This is a genomic window from Fontibacillus phaseoli (assembly GCF_003337355.1).
In the GTDB taxonomy this organism is placed as follows: domain Bacteria; phylum Bacillota; class Bacilli; order Paenibacillales; family Paenibacillaceae; genus Fontibacillus; species Fontibacillus phaseoli.
The window spans coordinates 1-25,608 of sequence record NZ_QPJW01000018.1 but is presented as its reverse complement, the minus strand read 5'-3'; the positions used below and the strand labels follow the sequence as shown (position 1 = coordinate 25,608).

Below are 25,608 nucleotides of genomic sequence, written 5' to 3'. Positions count from 1 at the left end.
ATGCCAAAAGTAGCACTCTTTAATGTTAGCGGTAGCCAAGTGGGCGAAGTGGAATTGAATGATGCGGTATTCGGTATCGAACCGAACGTACACGTTCTTCATGATGCGGTTGTTATGCAACGTGCTTCCCTGCGTTTTGGTACCCATAAAGTAAAAGGACGCTCCGAAGTTCGTGGCGGCGGCCGTAAACCTTGGAAACAAAAAGGAACGGGCCGTGCTCGTCAAGGCTCCATTCGCTCCCCGCAATGGGTAGGCGGCGGCGTGGTTTTCGGACCGACTCCGCGTAGCTATTCCTATAAATTGCCGAAGAAAGTACGTCGTTTGGCGATTAAATCGGCTTTGTCTTCGAAAGTGATCGATCAGGACATCATCGTACTTGATGCGTTGACGTTGAGCGCTCCTAAGACAAAAGAATTCGCAGCAATTTTGAACAACCTGAAAGTGGATCGCAAAGCACTCGTTGTAGCTCCTTCTTATGACGACAACGTAGCGCTTTCCGCCCGTAACATTCCAGGCGTGAAATTCGTTGCAGCTGACGGCATTAATGTTCTTGACGTGCTGACGCACGACAAACTGATCATTACGAAGGAAGCAGTTCAGAAGGTAGAGGAGGTGCTCGCGTAATGAAAGATCCTCGTGATATTATCAAGCGCCCGGTGATTACGGAACGTACGGCTGAATACATGAACGACCTGAAATATGTGTTCGAAGTGGACATTCGTGCCAACAAAACCGAAATCAAGAAAGCTGTAGAAGCGATCTTTAATGTGAAAGTGAGCAATGTGAATACCCTGCGCGTTCCTGCTAAACCGAAACGTTACGGACGCCACTTCGGATATACTCCGGAATGGAAGAAAGCGTTCGTTACTTTGGCGGAAGGCAGCAAACCGCTTGAGTTCTTTGAATCGGTATAAAATCGTTAAAGTAAGGAGGGAAATCTAGTGCCTATTAAAAAGTATAAACCGACATCCCCGGCGAGACGCGGCATGTCTGTGTCCACATTCGAAGAAATCACAACGGATCAACCGGAGAAATCTTTGCTTGCGCCTCTGAGCAAAACTGCAGGACGCAACAACCAAGGTAAAATTACGGTTCGTCACCATGGCGGCGGACATAAACGTAAATACCGTATTATCGACTTCAAACGGAACAAAGACGGAATTCCAGGCAAAGTTGCTACGATCGAGTACGACCCGAACCGGACTTCCAACATCGCTTTGATCCATTATGCCGACGGTGAAAAACGCTACATTCTGGCTCCTAAAGGCCTGAAAGTGGGCGACGTGATCGAATCCGGCGTTGGCTCCGATATTAAAGTCGGAAACGCAATGCCGCTCGAAAACATTCCAGTAGGTACAGTTATCCACAACATTGAGCTGAAACCTGGTAAAGGCGGACAACTCGTTCGTGCAGCCGGTACTGAAGCGCAACTGCTGGGTAAAGAAGAAAAATACGTAACGATCCGCCTATCTTCCGGCGAAGTTCGTAAGGTTCTCAAGGTTTGCCGCGCTACTATCGGCGCAGTAGGCAACGGAGACCACGAACTCGTGAAGATCGGTAAAGCAGGCCGCAGCCGTTGGCTGGGACAACGTCCTGAAGTGCGCGGTGTCGTCATGAACCCTAACGATCACCCACACGGTGGTGGTGAAGGTCGCGCTCCGATCGGTCGTAAATCGCCATTGTCTCCTTGGGGCAAACCAACCCTTGGCTACAAAACGCGTAAAAAAGACAAAGCGTCTGATAAATATATCGTTCGCCGCCGCACGAAGTAATCCGCGTTTTGCGGATCACTTCACGGTTGTGGATACAAGATCGAAACAAGCAGCGTAACGAAGGGAGGATAAAGAAATGAGTCGCAGTCTTAAAAAAGGGCCATTTATCGATGGTTACCTGCTCAAGAAAGTGGAAGAAGTGAACGGTTCGAGCAAGAAAATCGTGATCAAAACATGGTCCCGTCGTTCTACGATCTTCCCGCAATTCATTGGCCACACGTTCGGCGTATATGACGGCCGCAAACATGTTCCGGTATATGTAACCGAGGATATGGTCGGACATAAACTGGGCGAGTTCGCTCCAACCCGTACCTACAAAGGTCATACGGACGACGATAAGAAAACGAGACGTTAATCGATAAGTTCTTCGTTTGAGAGGAGGTAACACACATGGAAGCAAAAGCACATGCAAATTCTATCCGCATTGCTCCACGGAAAGTTCAACTCGTTGTTGATTTGATCCGCGGCAAGCAAGTTGGCGAGGCGATCGCGATTCTCCGCCATACTCCAAAGGCGGCTTCCCCGGTTGTGGAGAAGCTTTTGAACTCGGCGATTGCCAATGCTGAACATAACTATTCTCTGGATGTAAATAAATTGGTTATTTCACAAGCTTACGTAAACCAAGGTCCGACTATGAAACGTTTCCGCCCTCGTGCAATGGGACGCGCAAGCCGGATCAACAAACGCACCAGCCACATTACATTGGTGGTATCCGAAAAATAAGGAGGGAAAACGTGTGGGCCAAAAGGTAAATCCGGTCGGATTACGAGTAGGGATTATCCGTGATTGGGAATCCAAATGGTACGCAGGCAAAGATTTCGGTGATCTTTTGCTTGAAGACGTTAAAATTCGTGAACACCTGAAAAATAAACTGAAAGACTCCGCAGTATCTCGCATTGAAATCGAGAGAGCGGCTAACCGCGTGAACGTAACGATTCATACTGCCAAGCCTGGTATGGTTATTGGTAAAGGTGGTTCGGAGGTTGAAAACCTGCGCAACGAAATCACTAAAATCGCAGGCGGCAAAAAAGTTCACATCAACATCTCTGAAATCAAACACCCTGATCTTGACGCGATTCTGGTCGCTGAGAGCATCGCACAACAACTGGAACGTCGCGTTTCTTTCCGTCGTGCGCTCAAACAAGCGATTCAAAGAACTATGCGTTCGGGAGCGAAGGGGATTAAAACAGCAGTCAGCGGTCGTCTTGGCGGTGCTGAAATTGCTCGTTCGGAAGGCTACAGTGAAGGAACTGTTCCACTTCATACGCTCCGCGCCGACATCGACTACGGTACGGCAGAAGCTCATACGACTTATGGACGTATCGGCGTAAAAGTATGGATCTATCGTGGAGAGGTTCTTCCTACGGCTAAGAAACAACAAGCTGCTCAGGAAGGAGGCAACTAATCATGTTGGTACCTAAACGTGTTAAACACCGCAAGCAACAACGCGGTAATATGAGAGGCCAAGCTAAAGGCGGCACTGAATTGAACTTCGGTGAATACGGTCTGCAAGCTCTGGAGCCGACTTGGATCACCAACCGTCAAATTGAAGCAGCGCGTATTGCAATGACGCGTTACATCAAACGGGGCGGTAAGGTTTGGATCAAAATTTTCCCTGACAAACCGATTACTCAAAAGCCTCTTGAGGTCCGGATGGGTAGCGGTAAAGGTAATGTAGAGAAATGGGTCGCAGTTGTGAAACCTGGCAAAATCATGTTTGAGCTTGCCGGTGTATCGGAGGAAATCGCGCGTGAAGCTATGCGTCTTGCCGCCCACAAACTGCCGATCAAAACGAAGTTTGTGAAACGTGAAGAATTGGGTGGTGAAGCAAATGAAAGCTAATGAACTTCGCAACTTAACCACTGCTGAGATTGAACAAAAAGTCGCAGGATTTAAAGAAGAACTCTTTAACCTCCGTTTTCAATTGGCTACCGGCCAGCTTGATAACCCGACTCGGATCCGTGACGTGCGTAAGGAAATAGCTCGTGCTAAAACCGTTTTACGTGAAAGAGAACTCGGGATCATTAGTTAAGAAAGCGCACCGCGTATGCGAAGCGCCTAAGTCCAGGAAGGAGGCTAACCATGAGCGAAGAACGCAACAGCCGTAAAGTGCAAATTGGTAAAGTCGTTAGCGACAAAATGGATAAAACCATCGTTGTAGCTGTAGAAACGTACAAAAAGCATGACTTGTACCACAAGCGCATTAAATACACGAAAAAATTTAAAGCGCATGATGAAAATAACACTGCGAAAATCGGTGACACTGTAAAGATCACTGAAACTCGTCCACTGTCTAAAGACAAACGCTGGAGACTCGTTGAAGTCGTTGAAAAAGCGGTTATCATCTAATAGCAGGGAAGCTTAGACTGAAAGGAGGACATATCCATGATTCAACCATTTACACGTTTGCATGTTGCGGACAACTCCGGCGCGAAGGAATTGATGTGTATCCGCGTTCTGGGCGGTACCGGTCGTCGCACAGCGCAAATCGGTGATTTGATCGTTTGTTCTGTGAAACAAGCAACACCAGGCGGCGTTGTCAAAAAGGGTGATGTAGTCAAAGCGGTTGTCGTTCGTACAAAACGTTCGGTTCGCCGTAAAGACGGTTCTTACATCGCATTCGATGAGAACGCAGCGGTTGTAGTTAAGGATGACAAGAGCCCGCGCGGTACTCGTATTTTCGGACCAGTAGCTCGCGAACTTCGCGACAGAGATTTCATGAAAATCGTTTCCTTGGCTCCGGAAGTTATCTAATTCATCCCGGTAGGGATTGGTCAATAAGCCGACGAAACAGGAGGTGTAAAGAATGCCTAGACTTAAAAAAGTTCTGGAATCCCATAACAACAAGCTGCACGTCAAAAAAGACGATACAGTCATCGTGATTTCCGGTAAAGACAAAGGCAAAAAAGGCCGTGTCATCGCCGCTTATCCTCGTGAAAACCGTGTGCTGGTAGAAGGCGTGAATATGGTGAAGAAACATCAAAAGCCAAATCAGCTGAACCCGCAAGGCGGCATCATCGAGAAAGAAGCTCCGATTCACGTATCGAACGTTATGCATGTTGATCCAAAGAGCGGAAAAGTAACTCGTATCGGTTACAAAGTATTGGACAACGGTAAAAAAGTTCGTGTTGCTAAAAAATCCGGTGAAGTAATCGATTAATCCAGGAATGTAAAGAAAGGAGGTACATGATTCATGGTAAGATTGAAAGAACGCTTTTTGAATGAAGTAACACCTGCTTTGATTCAAAAATTCAACTATACAACAGTAATGCAAGTGCCAAAAATCGAAAAAGTTGTCATCAACATGGGTGTAGGTGACGCAGTAGCTAACTCGAAAGTATTGGACTCTGCAGTGAGTGACATGCAACTGATCTCCGGACAAAAACCGGTTATCACTCGCGCCAAGAAATCTATCGCAGGTTTCAAACTCCGTGAGAACATGCCGATCGGCGTGAAGGTTACTCTTCGCGGCGAGCGCATGTACCATTTCCTCGACAAACTGTTCAACGTAACGCTTCCGCGTGTCCGTGACTTCCACGGCGTATCGACGAAAGCATTCGACGGACGCGGTAACTATACACTTGGTCTCAAGGAACAATTGATCTTCCCTGAAATCGAGTATGACAAGGTAGATAAAGTGCGCGGTATGGATATCGTTATCGTAACTACGGCAAAATCCGACGAAGAGTCCCGCGAACTGCTGGCCGGTCTCGGAATGCCATTTGCGAAGTAAGAACGATTCGTTTCTTTTCTCCGAAACTATTTAGGAGGTGTCAGGCTAAGTGGCAAAAACTTCGATGAAAGTTAAACAACAACGCACGCCGAAATTCAAAGTACGGGCTTACACCCGTTGCGAGCGTTGTGGTCGTCCACATTCGGTATTGCAAAAATACAAAATTTGCAGAATTTGCTTCCGTGAATTAGCTTATAAAGGCCAGATTCCTGGCGTGAAAAAAGCAAGCTGGTAATCCATCAACAACGGGAAGGAGGTTTACACGTATGACTATGTCAGATCCAATTGCAGATATGCTAACTCGTATTCGTAACGCGAACACGGTTCGCCACGAAACAGTAGAAATGCCTGCGTCCACGATCAAGAAACAAATCGCTGAGATTTTGAAGCGTGAAGGTTTTATCCGTGATGCAGAATATATCGATGATAACAAACAAGGGATCATCCGTATTTTCCTGAAATACGGTGCCAACAGCGAGCGCGTCATCACTGGCTTGAAAAGAATCAGTAAGCCGGGCCTTCGCGTGTACACGAAGAGTAACGAAGTTCCTCGTGTCCTTGGCGGTTTGGGTATCGCGATTATCTCCACTTCTAAGGGAGTTATGACCGATAAAGAAGCTCGTCAGTCGAAAGCCGGCGGCGAAGTTGTCTGCTACGTTTGGTAATTAACGTCACAAAACAAGGAGGTGCAGCAAATGTCTCGTATTGGTCGCAAACCAATTACAGTACCAAGTGGTGTGGATATCACACTTGATAATAGCGTCATTACGGTGAAAGGGCCGAAAGGTACTTTGACTCGTGAACTTCATAAGGACATCAAGGTTTCGGTTGAAGACAATCAAATCCTGGTTGAACGTCCTTCTGATAACAAATTGCATCGTTCTCTGCACGGCACGACTCGTAGTGTAGTGAACAACATGGTGAGCGGAGTAACCGAAGGTTTCTCCAAATCCCTCGAATTGGTTGGTGTCGGTTATCGCGCAAGCAAATCCGGCGAAAAACTGGTGCTTAACGTAGGGTACTCCCATCCGGTGGAAATCACTCCTGAGCCGGGCATCGCGTTCGAAGTTCCTTCGAATACGAAAATCATCGTGAGTGGGATCAACAAAGAGCGCGTAGGCGAATATGCTGCAAAAATTCGTTCCGTGCGCGAACCTGAACCTTACAAAGGTAAAGGGATTAAGTACGAAGGCGAACGCATTATTCGTAAGGAAGGTAAAGCCGGTAAGAAGAAATAAACCTCTTCTTAACGGGCTAATCCTCCTGGCGTCTTGAAGTGAACGGCTTGTGAAGGTAAACCGAAGGGAGTGAAATGGAAGTCATGATTACAAAAGGCGATAAAAATAAAGCCCGTCTGAAAAGACATTTGCGTGTACGGAAAAAAATCCAAGGAACGGCTGAACGTCCAAGACTTAACGTGTACCGTTCTTCCAAACATATCTATGCTCAACTGATCGACGATGTAGCTGGCGTGACGATCGTATCCGCTTCGACCATCGACAAAGAATTGAGCAGCGAAATCGGCAACGGCGGCAACGTGGAATCTGCACGTAAAGTCGGTGAGCTGATCGCAAAACGCGCCCAAGTTAAAGGCGTAAAAGGCATTGTATTCGACCGCGGTGGGTACTTGTACCATGGACGGATTCAGGCGCTGGCTGATGCAGCGCGCGAAGCAGGCCTTGAATTCTAAAATATTTTAAAAGGAGGTTAACGACTTGCGTGTAGATCCGAACACTTTAGAACTGACTGAAAGAGTTGTAAATATTAACCGCGTAGCTAAAGTAGTTAAAGGCGGACGCCGTTTTAGCTTCAGCGCACTCGTGGTTGTCGGCGACGGCAAAGGCTGGGTTGGCGCCGGTATCGGTAAAGCTGGCGAAGTTCCTGATGCGATCCGCAAAGGAATTGATGATGCTAAGAAAAATCTTGTGCATGTTCCACTCGTAGGAACGTCGATCCCTCACCAAGTAGTTGGTCATTTCGGTGCTGGCCGTGTGCTTCTGAAACCGGCATCCGAAGGTACCGGGGTAATCGCTGGCGGTCCTGTTCGTGCGGTACTCGAACTTGCTGGCGTAGGCGACATTTTGACAAAATCTCTAGGTTCTTCGAATTCCATCAACATGGTCAATGCGACTTTGGAGGGCTTGTCCCGTCTGAAACGCGCTGAAGATGTTGCGAAATTACGCGGTAAATCCGTCGAAGAACTTCTCGGTTAAGGAGGGAATCTCATGGCTAAACTGCAAATTACCCTCGTGCGTAGTTTGATCGGTCGTCCGGAGAACCAACGTACTACCGTGAAAACTTTGGGACTTCGCAAAATTAACCAATCCGTGGTTCATAACGATAATCCAGCCATTCGTGGTATGGTTAATCAAGTAAGCCACTTGGTTACGGTTCAAGAAATCGCTGAATAATCCCTTGCACTAGCTGCGAATCGTCGCATTGAGCGAACCCTAGATAATCCGTAAGACGGATTATCGGGATGCTCAAATGCCAACAATAAATAAGGAGGTGCAACGAACGATGAAGTTACATGAGCTTTCCCCAGCTCCTGGTTCCCGCCAAGAACGCAAACGCGTTGGCCGCGGTACAGGTAGCGGTATGGGTAAAACATCTACGCGTGGTCACAAAGGTCAAAACGCTCGTTCCGGCGGTGGTGTTCGTCCGGGCTTCGAAGGCGGACAAAACCCGTTGTATCGTCGCTTGCCAAAACGCGGGTTTAATAATCCTACGCGGAAAGAGTACGCGATTGTGAACATCGAGGAACTTAACAGCTTTGCGGTGGATACGGAAGTAACTCCTGAACTGTTGTTTGAACAAGGAATCGTGAAGAACGCGAAGAGCGGAATCAAGATTCTTGGCAACGGTGAAGTTACTGTCAAACTGACAGTTAAAGCGAATAAGTTCTCCCAATCTGCGGTAGAGAAAATCGAGGCTGCCGGCGGTAAAACCGAGGTGATCTAATGTTTAAAACCATTAAGAACATTTGGCACGTTCAGGACCTGCGCACCCGCATTCTTTTTACACTGTTTATCTTCATTATTTACCGGATCGGATCCTTTGTTCCGGTTCCAGGCGTCGATACTTCAGTGTTTGACTCCATGGATAGCGGTGCGGCAAATAATTTGTTCGGGCTCCTGAACACCTTCTCGGGCGGTGCACTCAAGAACTTCTCAATCTTTGCGCTCGGGATTATGCCGTACATTACGGCTTCCATTATTGTTCAATTGCTCTCCATGGACGTCATTCCGAAATTCGCGGAATGGGCGAAACAAGGCGAGCATGGTAAGAAGAAAATGGCCCAGATTACACGGTACGGAACGGTTATTTTGGCTATCATTCAGGCATTCGCTACATCGGTCGGTTTTAACCGGATGTACAACGTCGAGATGGTACCCAATGCGAGCTTTGCCGACTATCTGGTTATTGCGATTGTTTTGACCGCGGGTACGTCGTTCCTGATGTGGCTGGGCGAACAAATCACGGAAAAGGGTATTGGTAACGGGATTTCGCTGATTATCTTTGCCGGGATCGTCTCAGCATTTCCATCGTACATTCAAACGATCGCTAAATCCGAATTTATCGTGGAAGGTCAAACTTTCATGAACGTGGTTAAATCGATTGCGATCCTTATTGTTGTTATACTGATTGTAATTGGCGTTATCTATATTCAACAAGCGATTCGGAAAATTCCGGTCCAATACGCCAAACGCGTCGTAGGCAACAAGATGTACGGCGGACAGAATACGCATATCCCGCTCAAAATTAACGCAGCGGGCGTAATTCCGGTGATCTTTGCAGTTTCGCTCCTGCAGTTCCCTGTTGTTCTCGCCAGTTTCTGGTCGACGCACACCTGGGCACAATGGATTACTAAAAACTTGGCCACCAGCCATCCGCTCGGCATGGTACTTTATGTCGTAATGATCATCGGTTTCACTTTCTTCTATACTTTTGTACAGATGAATCCGCAACAGATGGCCGACAACATGAAGAAAAACGGCGGATATATTCCGGGGATTCGCCCAGGGAAAACGACAGCAACTTATCTTACTCGGGTCTTGACCCGTTTGACGATGACAGGAGCGCTTTTCCTGGCGGCTATTTCGATTCTTCCAATGGCTCTCGGTGCTTTGGCTAATTTGCCTAGTAGTGTTCAAATCGGAGGCACTTCGCTTTTGATCGTAATCGGTGTTGCACTGGATACGATGAAGACGATTGAAAGCCAATTGATCAAACGCCACTACAAAGGCTTTATCAATAAGTAAGCGATAGGTTCCAGGGACGAGCTCGAAGTTGAACTCACCTGGCGCCTATTGTTCTGTTTCCTATAATGAAAGATCAAAAAAGTCGGGTTTTCAGTAGCAAGGGAAAAGATGACTTTTTGAACATCTTCATGTAGTAAAGTTTGGAGGGAGTGATAGACATGAACATTCTATTCATGGGACCTCCTGGAGCAGGAAAAGGAACACAAGCAGAGGTCATCGTTAACGAATTCGGCATTCCGCACATCTCCACCGGTGATGCGTTTCGTCTGGCGATCAAACAGGGAACTCCTGTAGGGATCAAGGCGAAGGAATACATGGATCAAGGGCTTCTGGTGCCTGATGATGTAACGGTCGGCATCGTCCGCGAGCGTCTACAGCAGTCCGATTGCGAAAATGGTTTTTTATTGGACGGTTTTCCAAGAACCCTTTCGCAAGCGGAAGCGCTGGAAGATTTGCTAAGCGGATTAGGTAAAGAACTGGATCATGTCATCAACCTGAAAGTAGATCGTAACAAGCTGTTGGCGCGTCTCACTGGACGCCGTATATGCAAGTCTTGCGGATCTACTTATCATGTGATCTTTAATCCGCCTGTTCAGGAAGGTGTTTGTGATAAGTGCGGCGGCGAGCTGTACCAGCGCTCCGACGATAACGAAGAGAGCGTAGGAACACGGCTGGACGAATATATCAACAAAACGGCACCTCTCCTCACGTTCTATGAAGATAAGGGCCTGCTGCGTCAAGTAGATGGTGAACAGGAAATCGGAACGGTTTCAAAAGAGATCGTATCCATACTGCGAGGTTAGGTGTAATGATCATTTGTAAATCCGAAAGTGAACTGGGCTTTATGAGAGAAGCAGGGCGAATCGTTGCGGAAACGCACAGACTCATAGCGCAATCGATTGAGCCTGGAATTACGACGGGGGAACTCGATCAAATCGCCGACAAGTTCATTCGCAGTCAAAACGCTGTGCCGTCTTTCAAAGGTTATAACGGTTTTCCTTACAGCATTTGCGCTTCGGTCAACGAAGAATTGGTACATGGATTTCCTGGCAAACGCAAATTGAACGAAGGCGACATCATTACCCTTGACATTGGCGCCGAATTCCGCGGTTATCACGGTGATTCGGCATGGACGTATCCGGTGGGTACGATTTCCGATGAAGCCCAGCAGCTTCTGGATGTCACCGAAGGATCGCTCTATGCTGGCCTTGCACTCGTCAAACCAGATGTACGCTTGTACACCATTTCGCATGCGATCCAGCAGTTTATCGAGGATGCGGGATTCTCGGTGGTTCGTGAATATGTCGGTCACGGTATAGGAACGGAGCTGCACGAAGAACCGCAAATTCCTAACTACGGCACACCGGATCGTGGGCCGCGGCTGAAACCCGGCATGGTGCTGGCGATCGAGCCGATGGTAAACGCCGGCAAACGGTACGTTAGAACGCTGGAAGATAATTGGACTGTCGTTACGGTTGACGGCTCACTGTGCGCTCATTTCGAGCATACCGTGGCGGTTACGCCGGACGGTTTAGAGATTTTCACGAAATTGGATGCGTAGGTGATGAAAGTGAAGCACCCTGCAGAACCGCAAGTCGGCCAAATCGTGAAAGCTTTGAAAGGGAGAGACGCTGGCGCCGCTTATGTGATCATCGGGATTGTGGATGACAGATTCGTACTTATCGCGGATGGGGACAAACGAAAGTTTGACCAGCCAAAACGGAAAAATATACAGCATCTTGAGCTTCAGTCGATGATCAGCAGCGAAGTAGTTCATAGTTTGCAAGAAAGCGGCCGGGTAACGAACGGAAAACTGCGCTACGCAGTTAACGTATATATGGAATCCGCCAACTCAAACGCCGAAGAGAAAGGAGAATGACAGTGGCCAAGGAAGATGTTATTGAAGTGGAAGGTACGGTCATCGAGCCGTTGCCGAATGCTACTTTTAGAGTAGAGCTTGAGAACGGTCATCAAATTCTCGCGCATGTTTCCGGGAAATTGCGGATGCACTTTATCCGGATCCTGACGGGAGACAAAGTGGTTGTTCAATTGTCACCTTATGACCTGAGTAAAGGTCGTATTACTTATCGTAAATAGATTCCATTACCATTTGGAACGATTATGTGTTATGATATTCAGGTTGAGTAATTTAAGATGTTCAGAAGTTCGTTTTACATTCGTAAAACTTAGTTCATAGTCATCCTTACGAAGAGAGTTTTGCTTCGCAAAACTTAGCATATGCTCTCGAAGTCAGTTTTACATCCGTAAAACTTTTAGGAGGTAATCAACATGAAGGTAAGACCTTCTGTGAAGCCGATTTGCGAAAAATGCAAAGTCATTCGTCGCAAAGGCAATGTCATGGTGATTTGCGAAAATCCGAAACACAAACAAAAACAAGGTTAAAGAAGGGGGTGTAGCGTAAAATGGCACGTATAGCTGGTGTGGATTTGCCACGTGATAAACGCGTTGAGATCGCCTTAACTTACATTTTCGGAATCGGTAAAACGACTTCTCAGAAAATCCTGTCTGAAACAGGCATCAATCCGGACACTCGTGTTCGTGATTTGACGGAAGATGAGGTTAGCAAACTACGCGAAACGATCGACAAAACGGTCAAGGTTGAAGGCGACCTGCGTCGTGAAATTTCCTTAAATATTAAACGTTTGATTGAAATCGGCTGCTACCGCGGTGTTCGTCATCGTCGTGGATTGCCGGTTCGCGGACAACGTACTAAAACGAATGCCCGTACTCGTAAGGGTCCTCGTCGTACTGTAGCGAACAAGAAGAAATAAGAAGGGGGGATAACAGACAATGGCTAAACCAAAAAAAGTCGTACGTACTAAACGTCGTGACCGCAAAAATATTGAATCTGGCGTGGCACATATCCGCTCCACCTTCAACAACACGATCGTTACAATTACGGATCCGCACGGTAACGCAATTTCTTGGGCCAGCTCCGGCGGTCTTGGATTCAAAGGTTCCCGTAAATCCACTCCGTTTGCCGCTCAAATGGCTGCGGAATCCGCTGCAAAAGCAGCTATGGAACATGGTATGAAGAGCGTTGAGGTTATGGTTAAAGGTCCTGGAGCCGGTCGTGAAGCCGCTATCCGCTCCTTGCAAGCTGCAGGCCTTGAAGTTAACATGATTAAAGACGTGACTCCAATTCCTCATAACGGTTGCCGTCCTCCGAAACGCCGTCGTGTATAATGAAGCCGCCTCTAGTGTGGTATAACAACATCATATATTGGTAACAATGGTTGTTTAGGCATACTACATGATAGACTTCAGAAAACATGACAGTTTCTAAGGAACGACGTTTTGAAGGAGGGGTAATTTCGTGATAGAAATCGAAAAGCCGAAAATCGAGACCGTAGAAGTTAACGATGGAGGCACCTATGGGAAATTTGTAGTAGAACCACTTGAGCGTGGATATGGCACCACACTGGGCAACTCGCTTCGCCGGATTTTGCTCTCTTCTCTTCCGGGTGCTGCGGTAACCTCGGTCCAAATCGATGGTGTTCTGCATGAATTCGCGACCATTCCGGGTGTAATGGAAGACGTCACGGAGATCATCCTGAATTTGAAGGCTCTTTCGCTCAAAATCCACTCCGATGAAGAGAAAATTCTCGAAATCGATGCGGAAGGCGAAGGCGTCATCACTGCAGGAGATATCCGTGCCGACAGCGATGTGGAAATCCTGAATCCGGATTTGCATATTGCTACGCTTGAACCTGGTTCCAGACTTCATATGCGCATCTTCGCCGGGCGCGGTCGTGGTTATGTTCAGGCAGATAAGAACAAACGAGATGATCAACCAATTGGTGTCATTCCCGTCGACTCGATCTATACCCCGATTGCTCGCGTCAATTACGTTGTAGAGAATACACGTGTTGGCCAAGTGACCAATTATGACAAGCTTACGCTTGAAGTATGGACCGATGGCAGCATTAGACCTGAAGAAGCGGTTAGTCTCGGTGCTAAGATTCTTACCGAGCATCTCTTCCTGTTCGTGGGACTCACGGATGAAGCGAAGGACGCGGAAATCATGGTCGAGAAGGAAGAAGACAAAAAAGAGAAAGTGCTTGAAATGACGATTGAAGAGCTCGATCTCTCCGTCCGTTCCTATAACTGCCTCAAACGTGCCGGTATCAACACGGTACAAGAGCTCACTACCAAAACTGAAGAAGATATGATGAAAGTCCGTAACCTCGGACGCAAATCTTTGGAAGAAGTACAAGAGAAGCTCGAAGAGCTTGGTTTGGGCCTACGTACGGAAGAATAGACTGCTTAATCGTTCTAGCGAAGGAGGGAAAACTCATGGCATACCAAAAGTTGGGCCGCGATTCCAGTGCGCGTAAAGCTTTGTTTCGTGATCTGGTAACGGACCTGTTCTTATACGAACGCATCCAAACGACTGAGGCAAAAGCGAAGGAAGTTCGTTCTATCGCTGAAAAGCTGATCACCAAAGCAAAACGCGGAGATTTGCATGCCCGTCGTCAAGTTGCTGCTTATGTTCGCCGCGAATCGATCGATGGTGAGCAAGACGCAATCCAAAAGCTGTTCTCGGAGCTGGCTACCCGCTATTCCGAGCGTCCAGGCGGATACACCCGTATCCTGAAACTGGGACCTCGCCGCGGCGATTCTGCCCCTATGGTTTACTTGGAACTGGTAGACCGGGCTTAATTTACAGGGGAATTCACACAACAGTAAAACTCTCTGACGGCTCGCCGCTTAGGCTTAGCTAAGGAGAGTTTTTCTTTTGTTTATTACTAATCAGGCTTAATCGGAGGGAGGGCAACAAAATGCGCAATCTGCTGATGACCATCAGTTATGACGGGACTCACTATTTCGGTTTTCAAACGCAACCTGACGGTAATACGATCCAAGATCATTTAGAAGCCGTGATATCACAATTGACGGGGGAGAAAGTGAAAATCCACGGGTCAGGCAGAACTGATGCAGGGGTCCATGCCCGCGGTCAAACCTTTCACTTTCTGACGTCTTCGCAAATTCCGGTGGAGAGATGGCGTCATGCGCTGAACGGGCGCCTTCCTTCCGATATTCGGATCACCGATGCAGTGGAGGTACCGTTGGAGTTTCATTCGCGACGTTATGCTAAACGGAAAACCTATCGGTACTCCATAAACGGGAATAGAGTCTTTGATGTCTTCTATCGCCAGTTTCAGTTGCATCATCCGGGAGTGCTTGATGTACAAGCGATGCGTGTGGGGTTGGCTTATTTAATCGGCACGCATGATTATACTTCCTTTGCATCCCGGCATTCCACCAAACAAAGCCATGTCAGGACCATCTATGAGGCAAGGATCGAGGTAGAATGCGGAACGGAAGGAGCAGGTACGCATGAGCAGGGGATTATTCATATCTATGTAACGGGTAACGGTTTTCTTCAGCATATGGTGAGAATTATTGTGGGTACATTGCTGCAGGTTGGCGAGGGCAAGCGGGCTCCGAAGGATATGAAATCGATATTGGAGGCCAAAGATCGTGCGGCCGCAGGTCCTACTGCCGAAAGCAAGGGGCTTATGCTGTGGAAAGTTGAGTACGATGAGGTGCCGGAAATACCGGATATCACAAAAATATCTCAAGATATGTCTTTTTAGCGAAACCGTCTGAGCTTTCATACGTAACAAAACCAAAGTAAAAAAAACTTTAATGAGAACCTTAGGAGGGCGAATACCCAATGAAGTGTCCCGTTTGCCATGATGTTCGTATGAGAGAAGTCGAGAAAGATGGCGTGTTGATTGATGTTTGTCCGGATTGTAAAGGCGTCTGGCTGGACCGTGGAGAACTGGAGAAGTTGATGAACGAGATCCGGCAGATCCGGCCGGCGTTTAATGAGTGGTACGACGGCCATGACGACGGACAGGCATATGATCGGAAAGAGAAAGAATATCGAAATCCGGACCCGAATTACGGCTCTTCCCGGCCTCAGCAAAACTATGATCCGAGGGTCCAGCAACAAGGCTATAACCAGGGTTATCCTCAAGGGCACCATAAACACAAGAAGAAGAAATCCGTGCTTGATGTGTTCGGAGATCTTTTTGATTAAACTTCGTATTTTGACTCAAAAAAGACTTGCACAAGTAATCCTCATCCTGTAAAATAAAAGTTGTGTTTTCTTAACGGCTATCCCACAGCCCCCAGTTGAGAAAACCGCATAACCGTGCAATACGCAACACTAATTAGGCATATAAAAACGATGTAACATAAATGGCGAGAAGCGGTCAAGGAACCCGAAGGCCAGATCGTTTTTACGCATCCATGAACCATTTCGAACGAGAATGAAGGAGGATCTTTTCATGCGTACCACCTATATGGCGAAGCCAAGCGAAGTTGAGCGCAACTGGCATATCATCGATGCCGAAGGCAAAACGCTGGGCCGTTTGGCAAGCGAAGCCGCTGCTCTGATCCGCGGCAAACACAAACCACAATTCACTCCACACGTTGACGGCGGCGACTTCGTTGTTGTCATCAATGCAGAGAAAATTGTTCTGACCGGCAAAAAGCTGGATAACAAAAAGTACTACCGTCACTCCCTGCATCCAGGCGGTTTGAAAGTGACAGTTGCTAAGGATCTTTTGAAATCGAAACCTGAACGTGTAATCGAGTCCGCTGTACATGGCATGTTGCCAAAAACTCGTCAAGGCGAGAAAATGAAGCTCAGACTGAAAGTCTATGCCGGCACAGAGCATCCACATGCAGCACAAAAACCTGAAGTTTACGAACTTCGCGGATAATTAAAAGGGAGGACAGTTTCATGGCACAAGTACAATACTATGGGACAGGTCGTCGTAAACATTCGGTAGCTCGTGTTCGCCTTGTACCGGGTGAAGGACGCATTGTCATCAATAAACGTGATATCAATGAATATTTCGGTTTGGAAACCCTCAAACTGATCGTTAAACAACCTCTGACTTTGACTGAGACGCTGGGCAGCTACGATGTAATCGTAATTGCTCATGGCGGCGGCATTTCCGGTCAAGCTGGCGCAATCCGCCACGGGATTTCCCGTGCATTGCTCAAAGCAGACCCAGAATTCCGTCCTTCGCTCAAAAAAGCAGGATTCCTGACTCGTGACCCACGGATGAAAGAACGTAAGAAATACGGTCTCAAAGCCGCTCGTCGCGCGCCACAGTTCTCAAAACGTTAATATTCCATTTGCGTGTGCAGCTGGAATTGCAGCCCTTGGCCTTTATTGGTCAAGGGCTTTTATTTTTTTTGATAAAAAGACCCCACTTTCAGGAAGAAAGTTGGGTCTTTTTTGTTGACTTATTAATAGAATGCCCTATACTTTAAACTATAAATCAGATAAGTTTAGTCGGCTTTTATTGTAGGAAATAGGCATTATTACATTTATTTATACAAGCAAAGGGGCGAAAAAGATGAATTTGCTGGAGAAAGAAAATTTGATCCAGACCAAAGCCGAGGAACTGGAATCGGCTACTCCGGAACAGATCATTGCATGGGCTGTTGAAACGTTTCCTAATATTACTTTTGCGTGCAGCTTCGGCGCAGAGGACGTTGTCTTAGTAGATATGCTGCAAAAAGTGAGTCCCTCCACGGATATTTTTTATCTGGATACAGATTTTCATTTCAAAGAAACCTACGAAACCCGTGATGCTTTAGTAGCCCGTTATGAACTCGATTTTGTCCGCGTGTCTCCGGTCATTTCACCTGAGGAGCAAGCGCTCCAGCATGGGGAGGAACTATGGAAATCGGATCCTAATGCCTGCTGTAACATCCGTAAAGTCGAACCGTTAACCCGAATTTTGTCCCAATATGAAGCATGGATAACCGGAATCCGCCGAGATCAGGCACCGACGCGGGCAAATGCCAAAAAGATCGAGTATGACGCCAAGTTCGGACTGGTGAAATTTAATCCATTGGCGAGTTGGAGTAATGAAGATGTCTGGAATTATATCCGCAAAAATGATGTCATTTATAATCCGCTGCATGACCGTAATTACCCTAGTATCGGCTGCGAGTATTGCACTCGCCAGGTGATGCCGGGCGAGGACGCTCGGGCCGGACGGTGGGCTAATTCCGAGAAGACGGAATGCGGACTTCACAAATAATATTCTAAAGTTTTTGCGAATGAATAAGGAGAGATGAAAATGACGGCAATTTCACCGCATGGCGGCAGCCTGGTAAACCGACTGGCGACCGGCGAGGAGCGAGAACGTTTGTTGGCGGAGGCAAAGGAACTGCAATCCGTTAAAATCAGCACTTGGGCTATCTCTGATCTGGATTTGATCGGGGTAGGGGCATTCTCGCCATTGACAGGATTTTTGAATGAGGAAGACTATCGGTCGGTAGTACATCGTATGCGGCTGGCTGACGACACCGTATGGAGTATCCCGATCACATTGTCCGTGAGTGAGAAAGAATCGCAGGCTTTGGCCATCGGCGAGAAGGTGGCGCTGGTTGGAGAGCAGGACGGAATCATTTACGGTTTGCTGAAAGTGGGTAGTATTTATACGGTAGATCAGAAAGAAGAAGCGAAAAATGTCTTTAAAACGGCTAATGAAGAGCATCCCGGGGTTAAGAAGCTTTACGAGCGTTCTGCCATTTATGTGGGGGGCGAGGTTACGGTGCTAAACCGTCCAAAGCCTGAACGATTCGGTGAATTTTACTTTGATCCGGCAGTGATCCGCCGCATTTTTGCCGAGAAAGGCTGGAAAAGCGTTGTCGGCTTTCAAACGCGAAATCCGGTTCACCGGGCTCATGAATACATCCAGAAGAGCGCACTTGAAATCGTCGACGGACTGTTTCTCAATCCGCTGGTCGGAGAGACCAAATCCGATGACGTACCGGCTGACGTAAGAATGAAGAGCTATCTGGTTCTTTTGGAAAATTATTATCCGCAGAACCGTACTTTCCTTGGCGTGTTTCCGGCGGCTATGCGGTATGCAGGGCCAAGAGAAGCGATTTTCCATGCCATGGTGCGCAAAAATTACGGGTGTACCCATTTTATCGTCGGACGCGATCACGCCGGTGTCGGCGATTACTATGGCACTTATGAAGCACAGGAGATTTTTTCGAATTTCACGGCCGAGGAGCTCGGGATTTCCCCTTTGTTTTTCGAACATAGTTTCTTCTGCACGAAGTGCGGAAATATGGCTTCCAGCAAGACATGCCCTCACCCGAAGGAAGATCATATGACCCTGTCCGGTACGAAGGTAAGAGGACTGCTCCGCGAGGGGATCTGCCCGCCGCCTGAATTTACGCGTCCGGAAGTGGCCAGAGTCCTGATCGAAGGCATGAGCCATCAGGTTGTAATTTAATCCGTGATCTATTCGTGATTCATACGTCATCAAAGTCAGCTTTTCAGCACCGAGAAGGTTGGATGAAGATGAGAGTGAGGAGCGGAGCGTAGGCAGAACCTACGTGAGCACCGGAAGGAGCAACTGAATTCAAGATTTGAAGTCGAGTTACTTCTTGTGTTACTTCGTGATCAAAAGATGACGGTCATATTTGTCCACCTCGTCCCATATGATGATTAATGTCATTAGGGACGGAGGTGGCTTTTTTATGGGTTCCAGAGATAAGGTGAGCGTTTGGATCTCGCTGAGCCATATCAAAAAAGCAGTGATCGGCATCGCGTTGGTCGGCATGCTTACGGGGTTGGCGGCTTACGAGATCCCATCGGCGAAAGTATGGACGTATTGGAGTCTTCCGCTGGCTGGACAGACTATCGTGCTTGATGCCGGACATGGGGGCCCTGATGGGGGAGCCGTTAGTAAACAGGGGGTCATTGAAAAAGATATCAATCTGGCGGTTGCGCTGTACCTGCGTGATTATTTGCAGCAAGCCGGTGCAATCGTCGTAATGACCCGTGAGGATGACCGGGATTTGGCGGATGCGGAGACGAAGGGATATAAGAAAAGAAAAACGGAGGACCTGAAGCAGCGCGTTCGTTTTATAGAAGAGCAAGGGGCCGAATTGTTCTTGAGCATCCACATGAACAGCGTGCCATCGCCCCGCTGGCGTGGTGCGCAAACATTTTACTATCTCAATAATGGCAATAGCGCCAACCTGGCGGATCTGATCCAGCAGGAGCTGAGACGGAATCTGGAAAATACTGATCGGGTAGCAAAGCAGTCCGACAAACCGGTATATGTCCTGGAGGCTTTAAAGATTCCGGCTGCTTTGGTGGAGGTCGGATTTTTATCTCATCCTGAAGAATCGGAGCTGCTTGGAGATGATCGATATCAGCGAAAAGTGGCTGCGTCCATCTATCAAGGCATTCTCCGGTACAGCTCGGGAGAAGGGACGGGAAAAACAGCAGATATCGACAAGTAATGATATAATAATTATCATAATGGAAGTCATTATGATACCAGTAAAGTCGAGGTGCTGTCATTGATAACGAAGGAGCAACTTGAAGCCGTGCTCCGGCCGGTCGCGGAACCGGCGTTGAAGCGGAGTCTGATCGAAATGCAGTGGATCCGGGACATGATGGTTAAAGAAGAGCGTGTATCCCTTACCGTTGTTTGCCTGGAGAAAGATGGGGACGCGCAGCAAGCCGTAGCCGAGGAGATTCGATTCCGGCTGGCGGAAGCGGGAATCCAGGACGTGCATCTCCGTTTTCGCGTAGCGTCGGAGCATGAGCGTGAACAAGCAGGCTACTCGATGAACACCTCTGCTTCAGATGCTGAAGAACCGTCGCTTAAAGGACATGGAGCGGGTTTGGAGCATCTTCCCGTACTTGATCCGGGAGCTGGCGTAAACTTTATAGCCGTTGCGAGCGGCAAGGGTGGGGTGGGTAAATCGACCGTAACGGTTAATCTCGCCGTAGCCCTAGCCAGGCTTGGCAAGCGAGTGGGCTTAATTGATGCGGATATTTACGGTTTTAGCGTGCCCGACATGATGGGAATCGAAACGGCCCCCGCCGTGGAAGAAGGTGCCATCATTCCGGTTGAACGCTTCGGGGTGAAGGTCATGTCTATGGGCTTCTTTATTCAGGATAACAATCCCGTAATTTGGCGGGGACCGATGCTTGGAAAAATGCTGCGCCAATTTTTTAACGATGTGAATTGGGGCGAGCTTGATTATATGCTGCTTGATCTGCCGCCCGGAACGGGGGATATCGCGCTGGACGTGCATCAGATGATCCCTCAGAGCCGGGAAATTATCGTAACCACCCCTCATGCCACGGCGGCATTCGTGGCTGCGCGGGCGGGCGCTATGGCGCTGCAGACGGAGCACGAAGTGCTTGGCGTAGTGGAGAATATGGCATACTACGAATGTTCGTCCTGCGGACAAAAGGACTACATCTTTGGACGCGGCGGGGGCGGGAAATTGGCCGAGACGCTTCATACCGAACTTTTGGCCCAGATCCCGGTCAGTGCGCCGGATAACCATCCCTCCGAGCCGGATTTCTCGCCGTCCGTTTATAAGGCAGCGTCGCTTGTAGGGCAAATGTATAAGGATGTCGCATTACATGTAATCGCTAAATGCACAAAAGACTGACCCTCGGGGCCAGTCTTTATTTACCTTTATGCGGCAATCGTAAATACCCATTTTGATAAAAACTTAGGAGCCGCCGCTGCCCCCTTGACTGTCACTACCGCTGCCGCCTTCCTGGCCGCCGCCCTTTTGGCCGCCTTCTTCGCCTTCTTTAGGGGATTTCTCCACTTTAGGCTGAAGCTGTTCCTGAACGACGGTTTTGAGCAGCTCCATGACCTCCATTTTAAAGAGAGGGCTTTGCATGGCTTCCTGCATGACCGTCATCGATTGTTTGCGGAAATCGGATGTCTTGGTGAGGTCCAGAAACATTTTCATGACTTCAGGCGACTTCATGATTTCACTGACCGATTTTTGATACGTGGGATCTTTGATTAGCTCCATATGCATTTGTTTGCTTTGCGAATTGACCGCTTTGGCAAAATCGCCGGCAAACTGCGGATCGGTCATGATTTTTTCCAGCTCTTTTTTGTATTCCGGGGCTGTGATGGTTTCCTTGACGGCCATGCGGATTTGATCGGAGGATTGTCCCGGAAGAATCATTTTGATGCCGAAGCCCCCTCCGCCCCCCGAAGCGCCGGAGCTACTGGATTCACCGGAGGCGCCTTCGCCTTCTGAGCCCGATCCGGATTCGGACCCGGACTCTGAACCAGAACCGGAACCCGAGCTTTCTTGCCCGCCGCCGCTGCTGCTTCCTCCGCCGGAGCCGCCGCTTAATGCTTCATATATGGCTTTTTTACCGTCATCGGTCTTTAAAATATCGATAACCATGGATTTCGTGTCTTTATATCCTCCCCCACCCTGCGAAGAGGAGGAGCTTTGTTCAGAACCGCAGGCCGCCAGCGGAAGAGTAAATAAACATAAAATGCATGCAAACCAACGATATAAATGCCGTTTCATGGTTCCATCCTCCTTGTGCTTCTTGTCGCTGTCCATAGTATGCGGCCGCAAAAAAGGATTTATCCAACCGAAAACAATGGTTTTTTAGCGGGATCGTTGGTAAAATATTTCGTTAGTGGGGGTGGGACGGTTGAATTTGAAAAAATGGCTGTTTTTATTTTGGACAACCTTGGTAGTGGGAGCTGTCGGTTCGCTTATAGTCGGGTTACTGCTGCAGTGGACGAATACGGTTGAACTGAACGGTACCGCGGATTTCCTGGTGAATATCGGTATTTTATTTGGGGTCGGTGTCATGGTTAGCGTTTATTCCCAGATGGGGTTCTTTGCCTATATGATGATAAATTATATGGGTACGGGTGTATTTTCCCGCATGACCTGGCTGTATATTCAGATTGTACTCACCGCACTGGCCTTATTGGAGCTTATGTTCTTCCGTACATTTGTGGGGCGAGAAGACAAGGGATCGTCCGACCTGATGTTCGGCATTATTGTGTTTGCAACTGCATGTGTCGTGGCTTACTTCAAAGTTAAAATGACAAATCGGTCTGCCTGGGTTCCTACACTGTTCTTCATGATCGCTGTAACGATCGTAGAAATCGTAGGGGTGCTGAAGATCGGTGTAGATCAGGCCACCGCCTGGATCGCTGCGCCGTTAATCGCATGTAATGCGTACCAAATCCTGATTCTCCATCGCGTATTGAAACCTGTACCGAAAACGGCCTGACCAAAAGCCCGGTGATCATCAGATCATCACCGGGCTTTTTTGTTCCTTTTATAATTATGGTCGATATTGATGAAATTGGGTAAGGTATGATTTACATGCCGGCTGCCGTATTAATCTGTCCCTGAAGCCAGGCCTGATCGCGGACTTGATTGCCGTTTACTCCGGCCTCCTGCAGCAAATCGGACACGGTGACGAATTCATAACCTTTTTTCCGGAGTTCGTCGATAATGATGGGGAGAGCTTCATGGGTTTTTTTCGCGGAATCGCTGGCGTGCAACAATACAATGTCTCCGGGGTGCGCCTTTTCGATCACGCGATTCACGATCGTTTCGGTTCCTTTATTCATCCAGTCCTGCGAATCGGTATCCCATTGAATGACTTTGTAGCCGAGGCCGTCAGCTATTTTCAGCACGCGCTTGTCAAAATCCCCGTTCGGCAGGCGCAGCAAATTCGGTGATTTTCCGGTCAGATCGGTTAAAATAGTATGTGCCGCCGTCAGTTGCTTAGAAATATCTTCTTCACTTAGCTCGCTGTAATTCGTGTGTTTATGACCATGACTGCCGATTTCGTAACCCTGTTGCTGAATGCTTTTTACAAGTTCCGGATGGCTTTTGCTCCAGGGAGAAGAGAGGAAGAAGGTTGCTTTCTGAACGTTTTTATCCTTCAGCACTTTGAGAATCGGCTCCGTTCGCTTATCTCCCCAACTGATATCGAAGGTCAATGCGATGACCTTTTTCTGTGTGGATACACTATAAATAGCTGTCGGGCTGCTCTCTTCGGAGAAGACAGTAATATGGCCTTGTTCCACATAGATCACACCTGCTGCAAATAACGCTGCGGCAAAAACAAAGAAAAACCTTTTGATTTTCTTCCCGTTCAGGACATAGAAGAAATTGTTCATGGATTGTTGCCCCTCTCATTATGAGATTGAAATTTGCTCCGCCTGTACTAATGTATGCTCGTACCTTTTTGCTTTATGACCCCGATTAGAATTAGGAGGATTTATGGACATGTTGTCATTGCGTCGATTTTTTCTGGATTTGTCCAGGTATAAAAAAATGATTTGGATATCGTTGTTGTTGTTTACCATAGGTATCATTCTAGGTGCGGCGGGATCGGAAAGCATTGCTAGACTGGTCGCGCCACAGCTTGAAAGCCTTCAAGGTTACAGCCGCCAATTGTCGCAATCGCCGATGCCGGAACTTAGCTTTTTTAAATTCATATTTATAAATAATGCGGTGAAAAGCGTGGCCGTCATTCTCTTAGGCGCCTTGCTTGGATTGTTCCCGGCTATTTTTCTGCTGATGAATGGGATGGTATTGGGAATGGTGGTGTCGCTTGCAGCGTCGCAGGGGGAGAATTTGTTTGATTTGATCGTACTGGGTTTATTGCCGCATGGAATCATCGAAATTCCCGCTATCCTTATTGCCTCTGCATTCGGCCTTCAGTTCGGCTATCTGGTGCTGAAAGGGGTTGGGGAATTGGGCGCAAGGGACCGGGGCGATCGCACTGTGAAGTGGGGGGAGTTTCTGACCTCGGCGGGACGCGGAGCGTTCTGGATCGTAATATTCCTTCTGGTGGCGGCCGTTATAGAAAGCACGATTACGTATTATCTGGTTCGGTAAAATAAATCTCGTAAGAGGCAGTTGTCATAATTTTCCCGGAAAGTGAGCATACCATTAAAGCGGTTCAAAAGAACGAGTTTATATGGGCAGGTATAAGGTTAATCAATACCCAGGATATGTAAATTGTGGAGCGCCCCGAAAAGTCCTAACCTACGTCCAAGTAAAAATCGCCATTTCGCTGAAAAAGGAGCTGTTCATATTATGCTGGGAATGTTATTTAATGAAAAAGAATGCAAAGAATTGGATTATGTACTTCGTAAAGAGTTGGACGAGATGTTGCTTGATTTGAGCGACCAGCGTTTGGATCATGAAATTCGCCACGCCATTGCCAATCGGTACAAAACTGTATTTCGGATGTATGCCCGGTTTGCGCCTTCCAAAGAACTCTCCAAGTATGCCCGTAAAGGGTAGTTTTCATAAAAGGATTATTAGGATATAATTGGATTTGACTTTACTGTTTTGAATGTGGTAAATTATCAAACGTTCCGTTTTTTCGGAAAACAGCCGAGAGCATGGTTGGTAGGGTAACATTGGAAATAAAAACTTTCAAAAAACTCTTGCAAAGAACTTGCTCTCTATGGTATATTATAAAAGTCGCCGCTGGAACGCAGCGACGAACGAAAGCGAAGTTGATCTTTGAAAACTGAACAACGAGTGAGTATTAAAATGGATGAATTTGAATCGGCTTTGTGTCGTTTGAAATTCCATCCTATGAGAATTAATTTTCTCGTCAGTTTTTCTAAATGAGCAAGTCAAACACTTTGATGGAAAGCCACTCCCCTTCGGGAGAGTAGATCCTTCCATCTTTATTGGAGAGTTTGATCCTGGCTCAGGACGAACGCTGGCGGCGTGCCTAATACATGCAAGTCGAGCGGACTTGATGGAGAGCTTGCTCTCCGGATAGTTAGCGGCGGACGGGTGAGTAACACGTAGGCAACCTGCCTGTAAGACTGGGATAACTACCGGAAACGGTAGCTAATACCGGATAATTTATTTCTTCGCATGGAGAAATAATGAAAGACGGAGCAATCTGTCACTTACGGATGGGCCTGCGGCGCATTAGCTAGTTGGTGGGGTAACGGCTCACCAAGGCGACGATGCGTAG

The 25,608-nt window shown here is 47.8% G+C and carries 42 protein-coding genes and 1 rRNA gene; 41 read left to right on the top strand and 2 right to left on the bottom strand.

Annotated elements, in window-relative coordinates; genetic code table 11:
* The 37 genes from rplD to DFP94_RS23665 all read left to right on the top strand — a co-directional run bounded on the left by rplD (position 1) and on the right by DFP94_RS23665 (position 21,260).
* A complete protein-coding gene (rplD, locus tag DFP94_RS23845) occupies positions 1–624 on the top strand; it encodes a 50S ribosomal protein L4 (protein ID WP_114498971.1) in 624 nt (207 codons plus the stop codon).
* Positions 624–914, top strand: a complete 291-nt coding sequence (gene rplW / locus DFP94_RS23840) for a 50S ribosomal protein L23 (RefSeq protein WP_114498970.1) — start codon at positions 624–626, stop codon at positions 912–914. The genes rplD and rplW overlap by 1 nt, the downstream gene beginning before the upstream one ends.
* A gap of 27 nt (positions 915–941) precedes the next feature.
* Positions 942–1,772, top strand: coding sequence for a 50S ribosomal protein L2 (gene rplB / locus DFP94_RS23835; protein ID WP_114498969.1), 831 nt, complete (start codon positions 942–944; stop codon positions 1,770–1,772).
* Positions 1,773–1,848: 76 nt separating this feature from the next.
* Positions 1,849–2,127 (top strand): 30S ribosomal protein S19, encoded by a 279-nt coding sequence (rpsS, locus tag DFP94_RS23830; protein ID WP_114498968.1) that lies wholly within the window; start codon positions 1,849–1,851, stop codon positions 2,125–2,127.
* A gap of 35 nt (positions 2,128–2,162) precedes the next feature.
* Positions 2,163–2,495, top strand: a complete 333-nt coding sequence (rplV, locus tag DFP94_RS23825; RefSeq protein WP_114498967.1) for a 50S ribosomal protein L22 — start codon at positions 2,163–2,165, stop codon at positions 2,493–2,495.
* A 13-nt stretch (positions 2,496–2,508) separates the two neighbouring features.
* Positions 2,509–3,177 (top strand): 30S ribosomal protein S3, encoded by a 669-nt coding sequence (gene rpsC / locus DFP94_RS23820; protein ID WP_091234511.1) that lies wholly within the window; start codon positions 2,509–2,511, stop codon positions 3,175–3,177.
* A 2-nt stretch (positions 3,178–3,179) separates the two neighbouring features.
* A complete protein-coding gene (gene rplP, locus DFP94_RS23815; protein ID WP_059040326.1) occupies positions 3,180–3,614 on the top strand; it encodes a 50S ribosomal protein L16 in 435 nt (144 codons plus the stop codon).
* Entirely contained in the window at positions 3,604–3,804 is a 201-nt protein-coding gene (rpmC, locus tag DFP94_RS23810) for a 50S ribosomal protein L29 (RefSeq protein ID WP_044482515.1), read from the top strand. The genes rplP and rpmC overlap by 11 nt, the downstream gene beginning before the upstream one ends.
* A 50-nt stretch (positions 3,805–3,854) precedes the next feature.
* Positions 3,855–4,121: a 30S ribosomal protein S17 gene (gene rpsQ, locus DFP94_RS23805; RefSeq protein WP_114498966.1), complete on the top strand. Its 267-nt coding sequence runs from the start codon at positions 3,855–3,857 to the stop codon at positions 4,119–4,121.
* Positions 4,122–4,157: 36 nt separating this feature from the next.
* Complete coding sequence (gene rplN / locus DFP94_RS23800) at positions 4,158–4,526, top strand: 50S ribosomal protein L14 (protein ID WP_091234520.1); 369 nt, start codon at positions 4,158–4,160, stop codon at positions 4,524–4,526.
* 52 nt (positions 4,527–4,578) lie between these two features.
* Positions 4,579–4,932 carry a 50S ribosomal protein L24 gene (gene rplX / locus DFP94_RS23795; protein WP_114498965.1) on the top strand — a complete coding sequence of 118 codons (354 nt, stop codon included), beginning with the start codon at positions 4,579–4,581 and terminating at the stop codon, positions 4,930–4,932.
* A gap of 33 nt (positions 4,933–4,965) precedes the next feature.
* On the top strand, positions 4,966–5,505 hold the full coding sequence (gene rplE / locus DFP94_RS23790) for a 50S ribosomal protein L5 (RefSeq protein WP_114498964.1): 540 nt from the start codon (positions 4,966–4,968) through the stop codon (positions 5,503–5,505).
* A gap of 49 nt (positions 5,506–5,554) precedes the next feature.
* The gene (locus tag DFP94_RS23785) at positions 5,555–5,740 is read left to right on the top strand and encodes a type Z 30S ribosomal protein S14 (protein ID WP_009226651.1); all 186 of its coding nucleotides are present in this window, start codon (positions 5,555–5,557) and stop codon (positions 5,738–5,740) included.
* 31 nt (positions 5,741–5,771) lie between these two features.
* The gene (gene rpsH / locus DFP94_RS23780) at positions 5,772–6,170 is read left to right on the top strand and encodes a 30S ribosomal protein S8 (RefSeq protein ID WP_114498963.1); all 399 of its coding nucleotides are present in this window, start codon (positions 5,772–5,774) and stop codon (positions 6,168–6,170) included.
* A 30-nt stretch (positions 6,171–6,200) separates the two neighbouring features.
* On the top strand, positions 6,201–6,743 hold the full coding sequence (rplF, locus tag DFP94_RS23775; RefSeq protein ID WP_114498962.1) for a 50S ribosomal protein L6: 543 nt from the start codon (positions 6,201–6,203) through the stop codon (positions 6,741–6,743).
* Positions 6,744–6,826: 83 nt separating this feature from the next.
* Complete coding sequence (gene rplR / locus DFP94_RS23770) at positions 6,827–7,195, top strand: 50S ribosomal protein L18 (RefSeq protein WP_114499010.1); 369 nt, start codon at positions 6,827–6,829, stop codon at positions 7,193–7,195.
* 25 nt (positions 7,196–7,220) lie between these two features.
* Complete coding sequence (gene rpsE / locus DFP94_RS23765) at positions 7,221–7,718, top strand: 30S ribosomal protein S5 (protein ID WP_114498961.1); 498 nt, start codon at positions 7,221–7,223, stop codon at positions 7,716–7,718.
* 12 nt (positions 7,719–7,730) lie between these two features.
* Positions 7,731–7,916: a 50S ribosomal protein L30 gene (gene rpmD / locus DFP94_RS23760; protein WP_114498960.1), complete on the top strand. Its 186-nt coding sequence runs from the start codon at positions 7,731–7,733 to the stop codon at positions 7,914–7,916.
* A gap of 109 nt (positions 7,917–8,025) precedes the next feature.
* Complete coding sequence (gene rplO / locus DFP94_RS23755; protein ID WP_114498959.1) at positions 8,026–8,466, top strand: 50S ribosomal protein L15; 441 nt, start codon at positions 8,026–8,028, stop codon at positions 8,464–8,466.
* Positions 8,466–9,767: a preprotein translocase subunit SecY gene (gene secY, locus DFP94_RS23750; protein WP_114498958.1), complete on the top strand. Its 1,302-nt coding sequence runs from the start codon at positions 8,466–8,468 to the stop codon at positions 9,765–9,767. Before rplO ends, secY begins: the two co-directional genes overlap by 1 nt.
* A gap of 158 nt (positions 9,768–9,925) precedes the next feature.
* A complete protein-coding gene (locus DFP94_RS23745) occupies positions 9,926–10,570 on the top strand; it encodes an adenylate kinase (RefSeq protein ID WP_114498957.1) in 645 nt (214 codons plus the stop codon).
* A gap of 5 nt (positions 10,571–10,575) precedes the next feature.
* Entirely contained in the window at positions 10,576–11,328 is a 753-nt protein-coding gene (map, locus tag DFP94_RS23740) for a type I methionyl aminopeptidase (protein ID WP_114498956.1), read from the top strand.
* Between the two features lie 3 nt (positions 11,329–11,331).
* Positions 11,332–11,646, top strand: a complete 315-nt coding sequence (locus tag DFP94_RS23735; RefSeq protein ID WP_114498955.1) for a KOW domain-containing RNA-binding protein — start codon at positions 11,332–11,334, stop codon at positions 11,644–11,646.
* A 2-nt stretch (positions 11,647–11,648) separates the two neighbouring features.
* Positions 11,649–11,864, top strand: coding sequence for a translation initiation factor IF-1 (gene infA / locus DFP94_RS23730; RefSeq protein ID WP_006676514.1), 216 nt, complete (start codon positions 11,649–11,651; stop codon positions 11,862–11,864).
* Positions 11,865–12,056: 192 nt separating this feature from the next.
* Positions 12,057–12,170, top strand: a complete 114-nt coding sequence (rpmJ, locus tag DFP94_RS23725) for a 50S ribosomal protein L36 (RefSeq protein WP_003333770.1) — start codon at positions 12,057–12,059, stop codon at positions 12,168–12,170.
* A gap of 20 nt (positions 12,171–12,190) precedes the next feature.
* Positions 12,191–12,559, top strand: a complete 369-nt coding sequence (gene rpsM / locus DFP94_RS23720; protein ID WP_114498954.1) for a 30S ribosomal protein S13 — start codon at positions 12,191–12,193, stop codon at positions 12,557–12,559.
* A 19-nt stretch (positions 12,560–12,578) separates the two neighbouring features.
* Positions 12,579–12,974 (top strand): 30S ribosomal protein S11, encoded by a 396-nt coding sequence (gene rpsK, locus DFP94_RS23715; RefSeq protein WP_018753969.1) that lies wholly within the window; start codon positions 12,579–12,581, stop codon positions 12,972–12,974.
* Positions 12,975–13,104: 130 nt separating this feature from the next.
* On the top strand, positions 13,105–14,049 hold the full coding sequence (locus tag DFP94_RS23710) for a DNA-directed RNA polymerase subunit alpha (protein ID WP_114498953.1): 945 nt from the start codon (positions 13,105–13,107) through the stop codon (positions 14,047–14,049).
* A 35-nt stretch (positions 14,050–14,084) separates the two neighbouring features.
* Positions 14,085–14,450, top strand: a complete 366-nt coding sequence (gene rplQ / locus DFP94_RS23705; protein WP_114498952.1) for a 50S ribosomal protein L17 — start codon at positions 14,085–14,087, stop codon at positions 14,448–14,450.
* Between the two features lie 119 nt (positions 14,451–14,569).
* Positions 14,570–15,388 carry a tRNA pseudouridine(38-40) synthase TruA gene (gene truA, locus DFP94_RS23700; protein ID WP_114498951.1) on the top strand — a complete coding sequence of 273 codons (819 nt, stop codon included), beginning with the start codon at positions 14,570–14,572 and terminating at the stop codon, positions 15,386–15,388.
* An 80-nt stretch (positions 15,389–15,468) separates the two neighbouring features.
* Positions 15,469–15,837, top strand: a complete 369-nt coding sequence (locus tag DFP94_RS23695) for a TFIIB-type zinc ribbon-containing protein (RefSeq protein WP_114498950.1) — start codon at positions 15,469–15,471, stop codon at positions 15,835–15,837.
* Between the two features lie 250 nt (positions 15,838–16,087).
* Positions 16,088–16,525, top strand: a complete 438-nt coding sequence (rplM, locus tag DFP94_RS23690) for a 50S ribosomal protein L13 (protein WP_114498949.1) — start codon at positions 16,088–16,090, stop codon at positions 16,523–16,525.
* A 20-nt stretch (positions 16,526–16,545) separates the two neighbouring features.
* On the top strand, positions 16,546–16,938 hold the full coding sequence (gene rpsI, locus DFP94_RS23685) for a 30S ribosomal protein S9 (RefSeq protein ID WP_114498948.1): 393 nt from the start codon (positions 16,546–16,548) through the stop codon (positions 16,936–16,938).
* A 232-nt stretch (positions 16,939–17,170) separates the two neighbouring features.
* Positions 17,171–17,863, top strand: a complete 693-nt coding sequence (locus DFP94_RS23680; RefSeq protein WP_114498947.1) for a phosphoadenylyl-sulfate reductase — start codon at positions 17,171–17,173, stop codon at positions 17,861–17,863.
* A 39-nt stretch (positions 17,864–17,902) separates the two neighbouring features.
* Positions 17,903–19,072 carry a sulfate adenylyltransferase gene (gene sat, locus DFP94_RS23675; RefSeq protein WP_114498946.1) on the top strand — a complete coding sequence of 390 codons (1,170 nt, stop codon included), beginning with the start codon at positions 17,903–17,905 and terminating at the stop codon, positions 19,070–19,072.
* 247 nt (positions 19,073–19,319) lie between these two features.
* Complete coding sequence (gene cwlD, locus DFP94_RS23670) at positions 19,320–20,090, top strand: N-acetylmuramoyl-L-alanine amidase CwlD (protein WP_114498945.1); 771 nt, start codon at positions 19,320–19,322, stop codon at positions 20,088–20,090.
* A 60-nt stretch (positions 20,091–20,150) separates the two neighbouring features.
* Positions 20,151–21,260, top strand: coding sequence for an Mrp/NBP35 family ATP-binding protein (locus DFP94_RS23665; protein WP_114498944.1), 1,110 nt, complete (start codon positions 20,151–20,153; stop codon positions 21,258–21,260).
* Between the two features lie 63 nt (positions 21,261–21,323).
* Here DFP94_RS23665 and gerD read toward each other — a convergent pair whose 3' ends face one another.
* The gene (gene gerD / locus DFP94_RS23660) at positions 21,324–22,154 is read right to left on the bottom strand and encodes a spore germination lipoprotein GerD (protein ID WP_114498943.1); all 831 of its coding nucleotides are present in this window, start codon (positions 22,152–22,154) and stop codon (positions 21,324–21,326) included.
* 130 nt (positions 22,155–22,284) lie between these two features.
* Between gerD and DFP94_RS23655 the strand changes: the two genes are divergently transcribed.
* Positions 22,285–22,878: a KinB-signaling pathway activation protein gene (locus tag DFP94_RS23655; protein WP_114498942.1), complete on the top strand. Its 594-nt coding sequence runs from the start codon at positions 22,285–22,287 to the stop codon at positions 22,876–22,878.
* A gap of 91 nt (positions 22,879–22,969) precedes the next feature.
* Here DFP94_RS23655 and pdaB read toward each other — a convergent pair whose 3' ends face one another.
* Positions 22,970–23,779, bottom strand: coding sequence for a polysaccharide deacetylase family sporulation protein PdaB (pdaB, locus tag DFP94_RS23650; protein WP_114498941.1), 810 nt, complete (start codon positions 23,777–23,779; stop codon positions 22,970–22,972).
* 109 nt (positions 23,780–23,888) lie between these two features.
* Between pdaB and DFP94_RS23645 the strand changes: the two genes are divergently transcribed.
* From DFP94_RS23645 to DFP94_RS23635, 3 genes are all read left to right on the top strand, one after another.
* Positions 23,889–24,503 (top strand): stage II sporulation protein M, encoded by a 615-nt coding sequence (locus DFP94_RS23645; protein WP_114498940.1) that lies wholly within the window; start codon positions 23,889–23,891, stop codon positions 24,501–24,503.
* A 201-nt stretch (positions 24,504–24,704) separates the two neighbouring features.
* Positions 24,705–24,914: a hypothetical protein gene (locus tag DFP94_RS23640; RefSeq protein WP_114498939.1), complete on the top strand. Its 210-nt coding sequence runs from the start codon at positions 24,705–24,707 to the stop codon at positions 24,912–24,914.
* A gap of 395 nt (positions 24,915–25,309) precedes the next feature.
* Positions 25,310–25,608, top strand: a 16S ribosomal RNA gene (locus DFP94_RS23635); the annotation flags it as partial.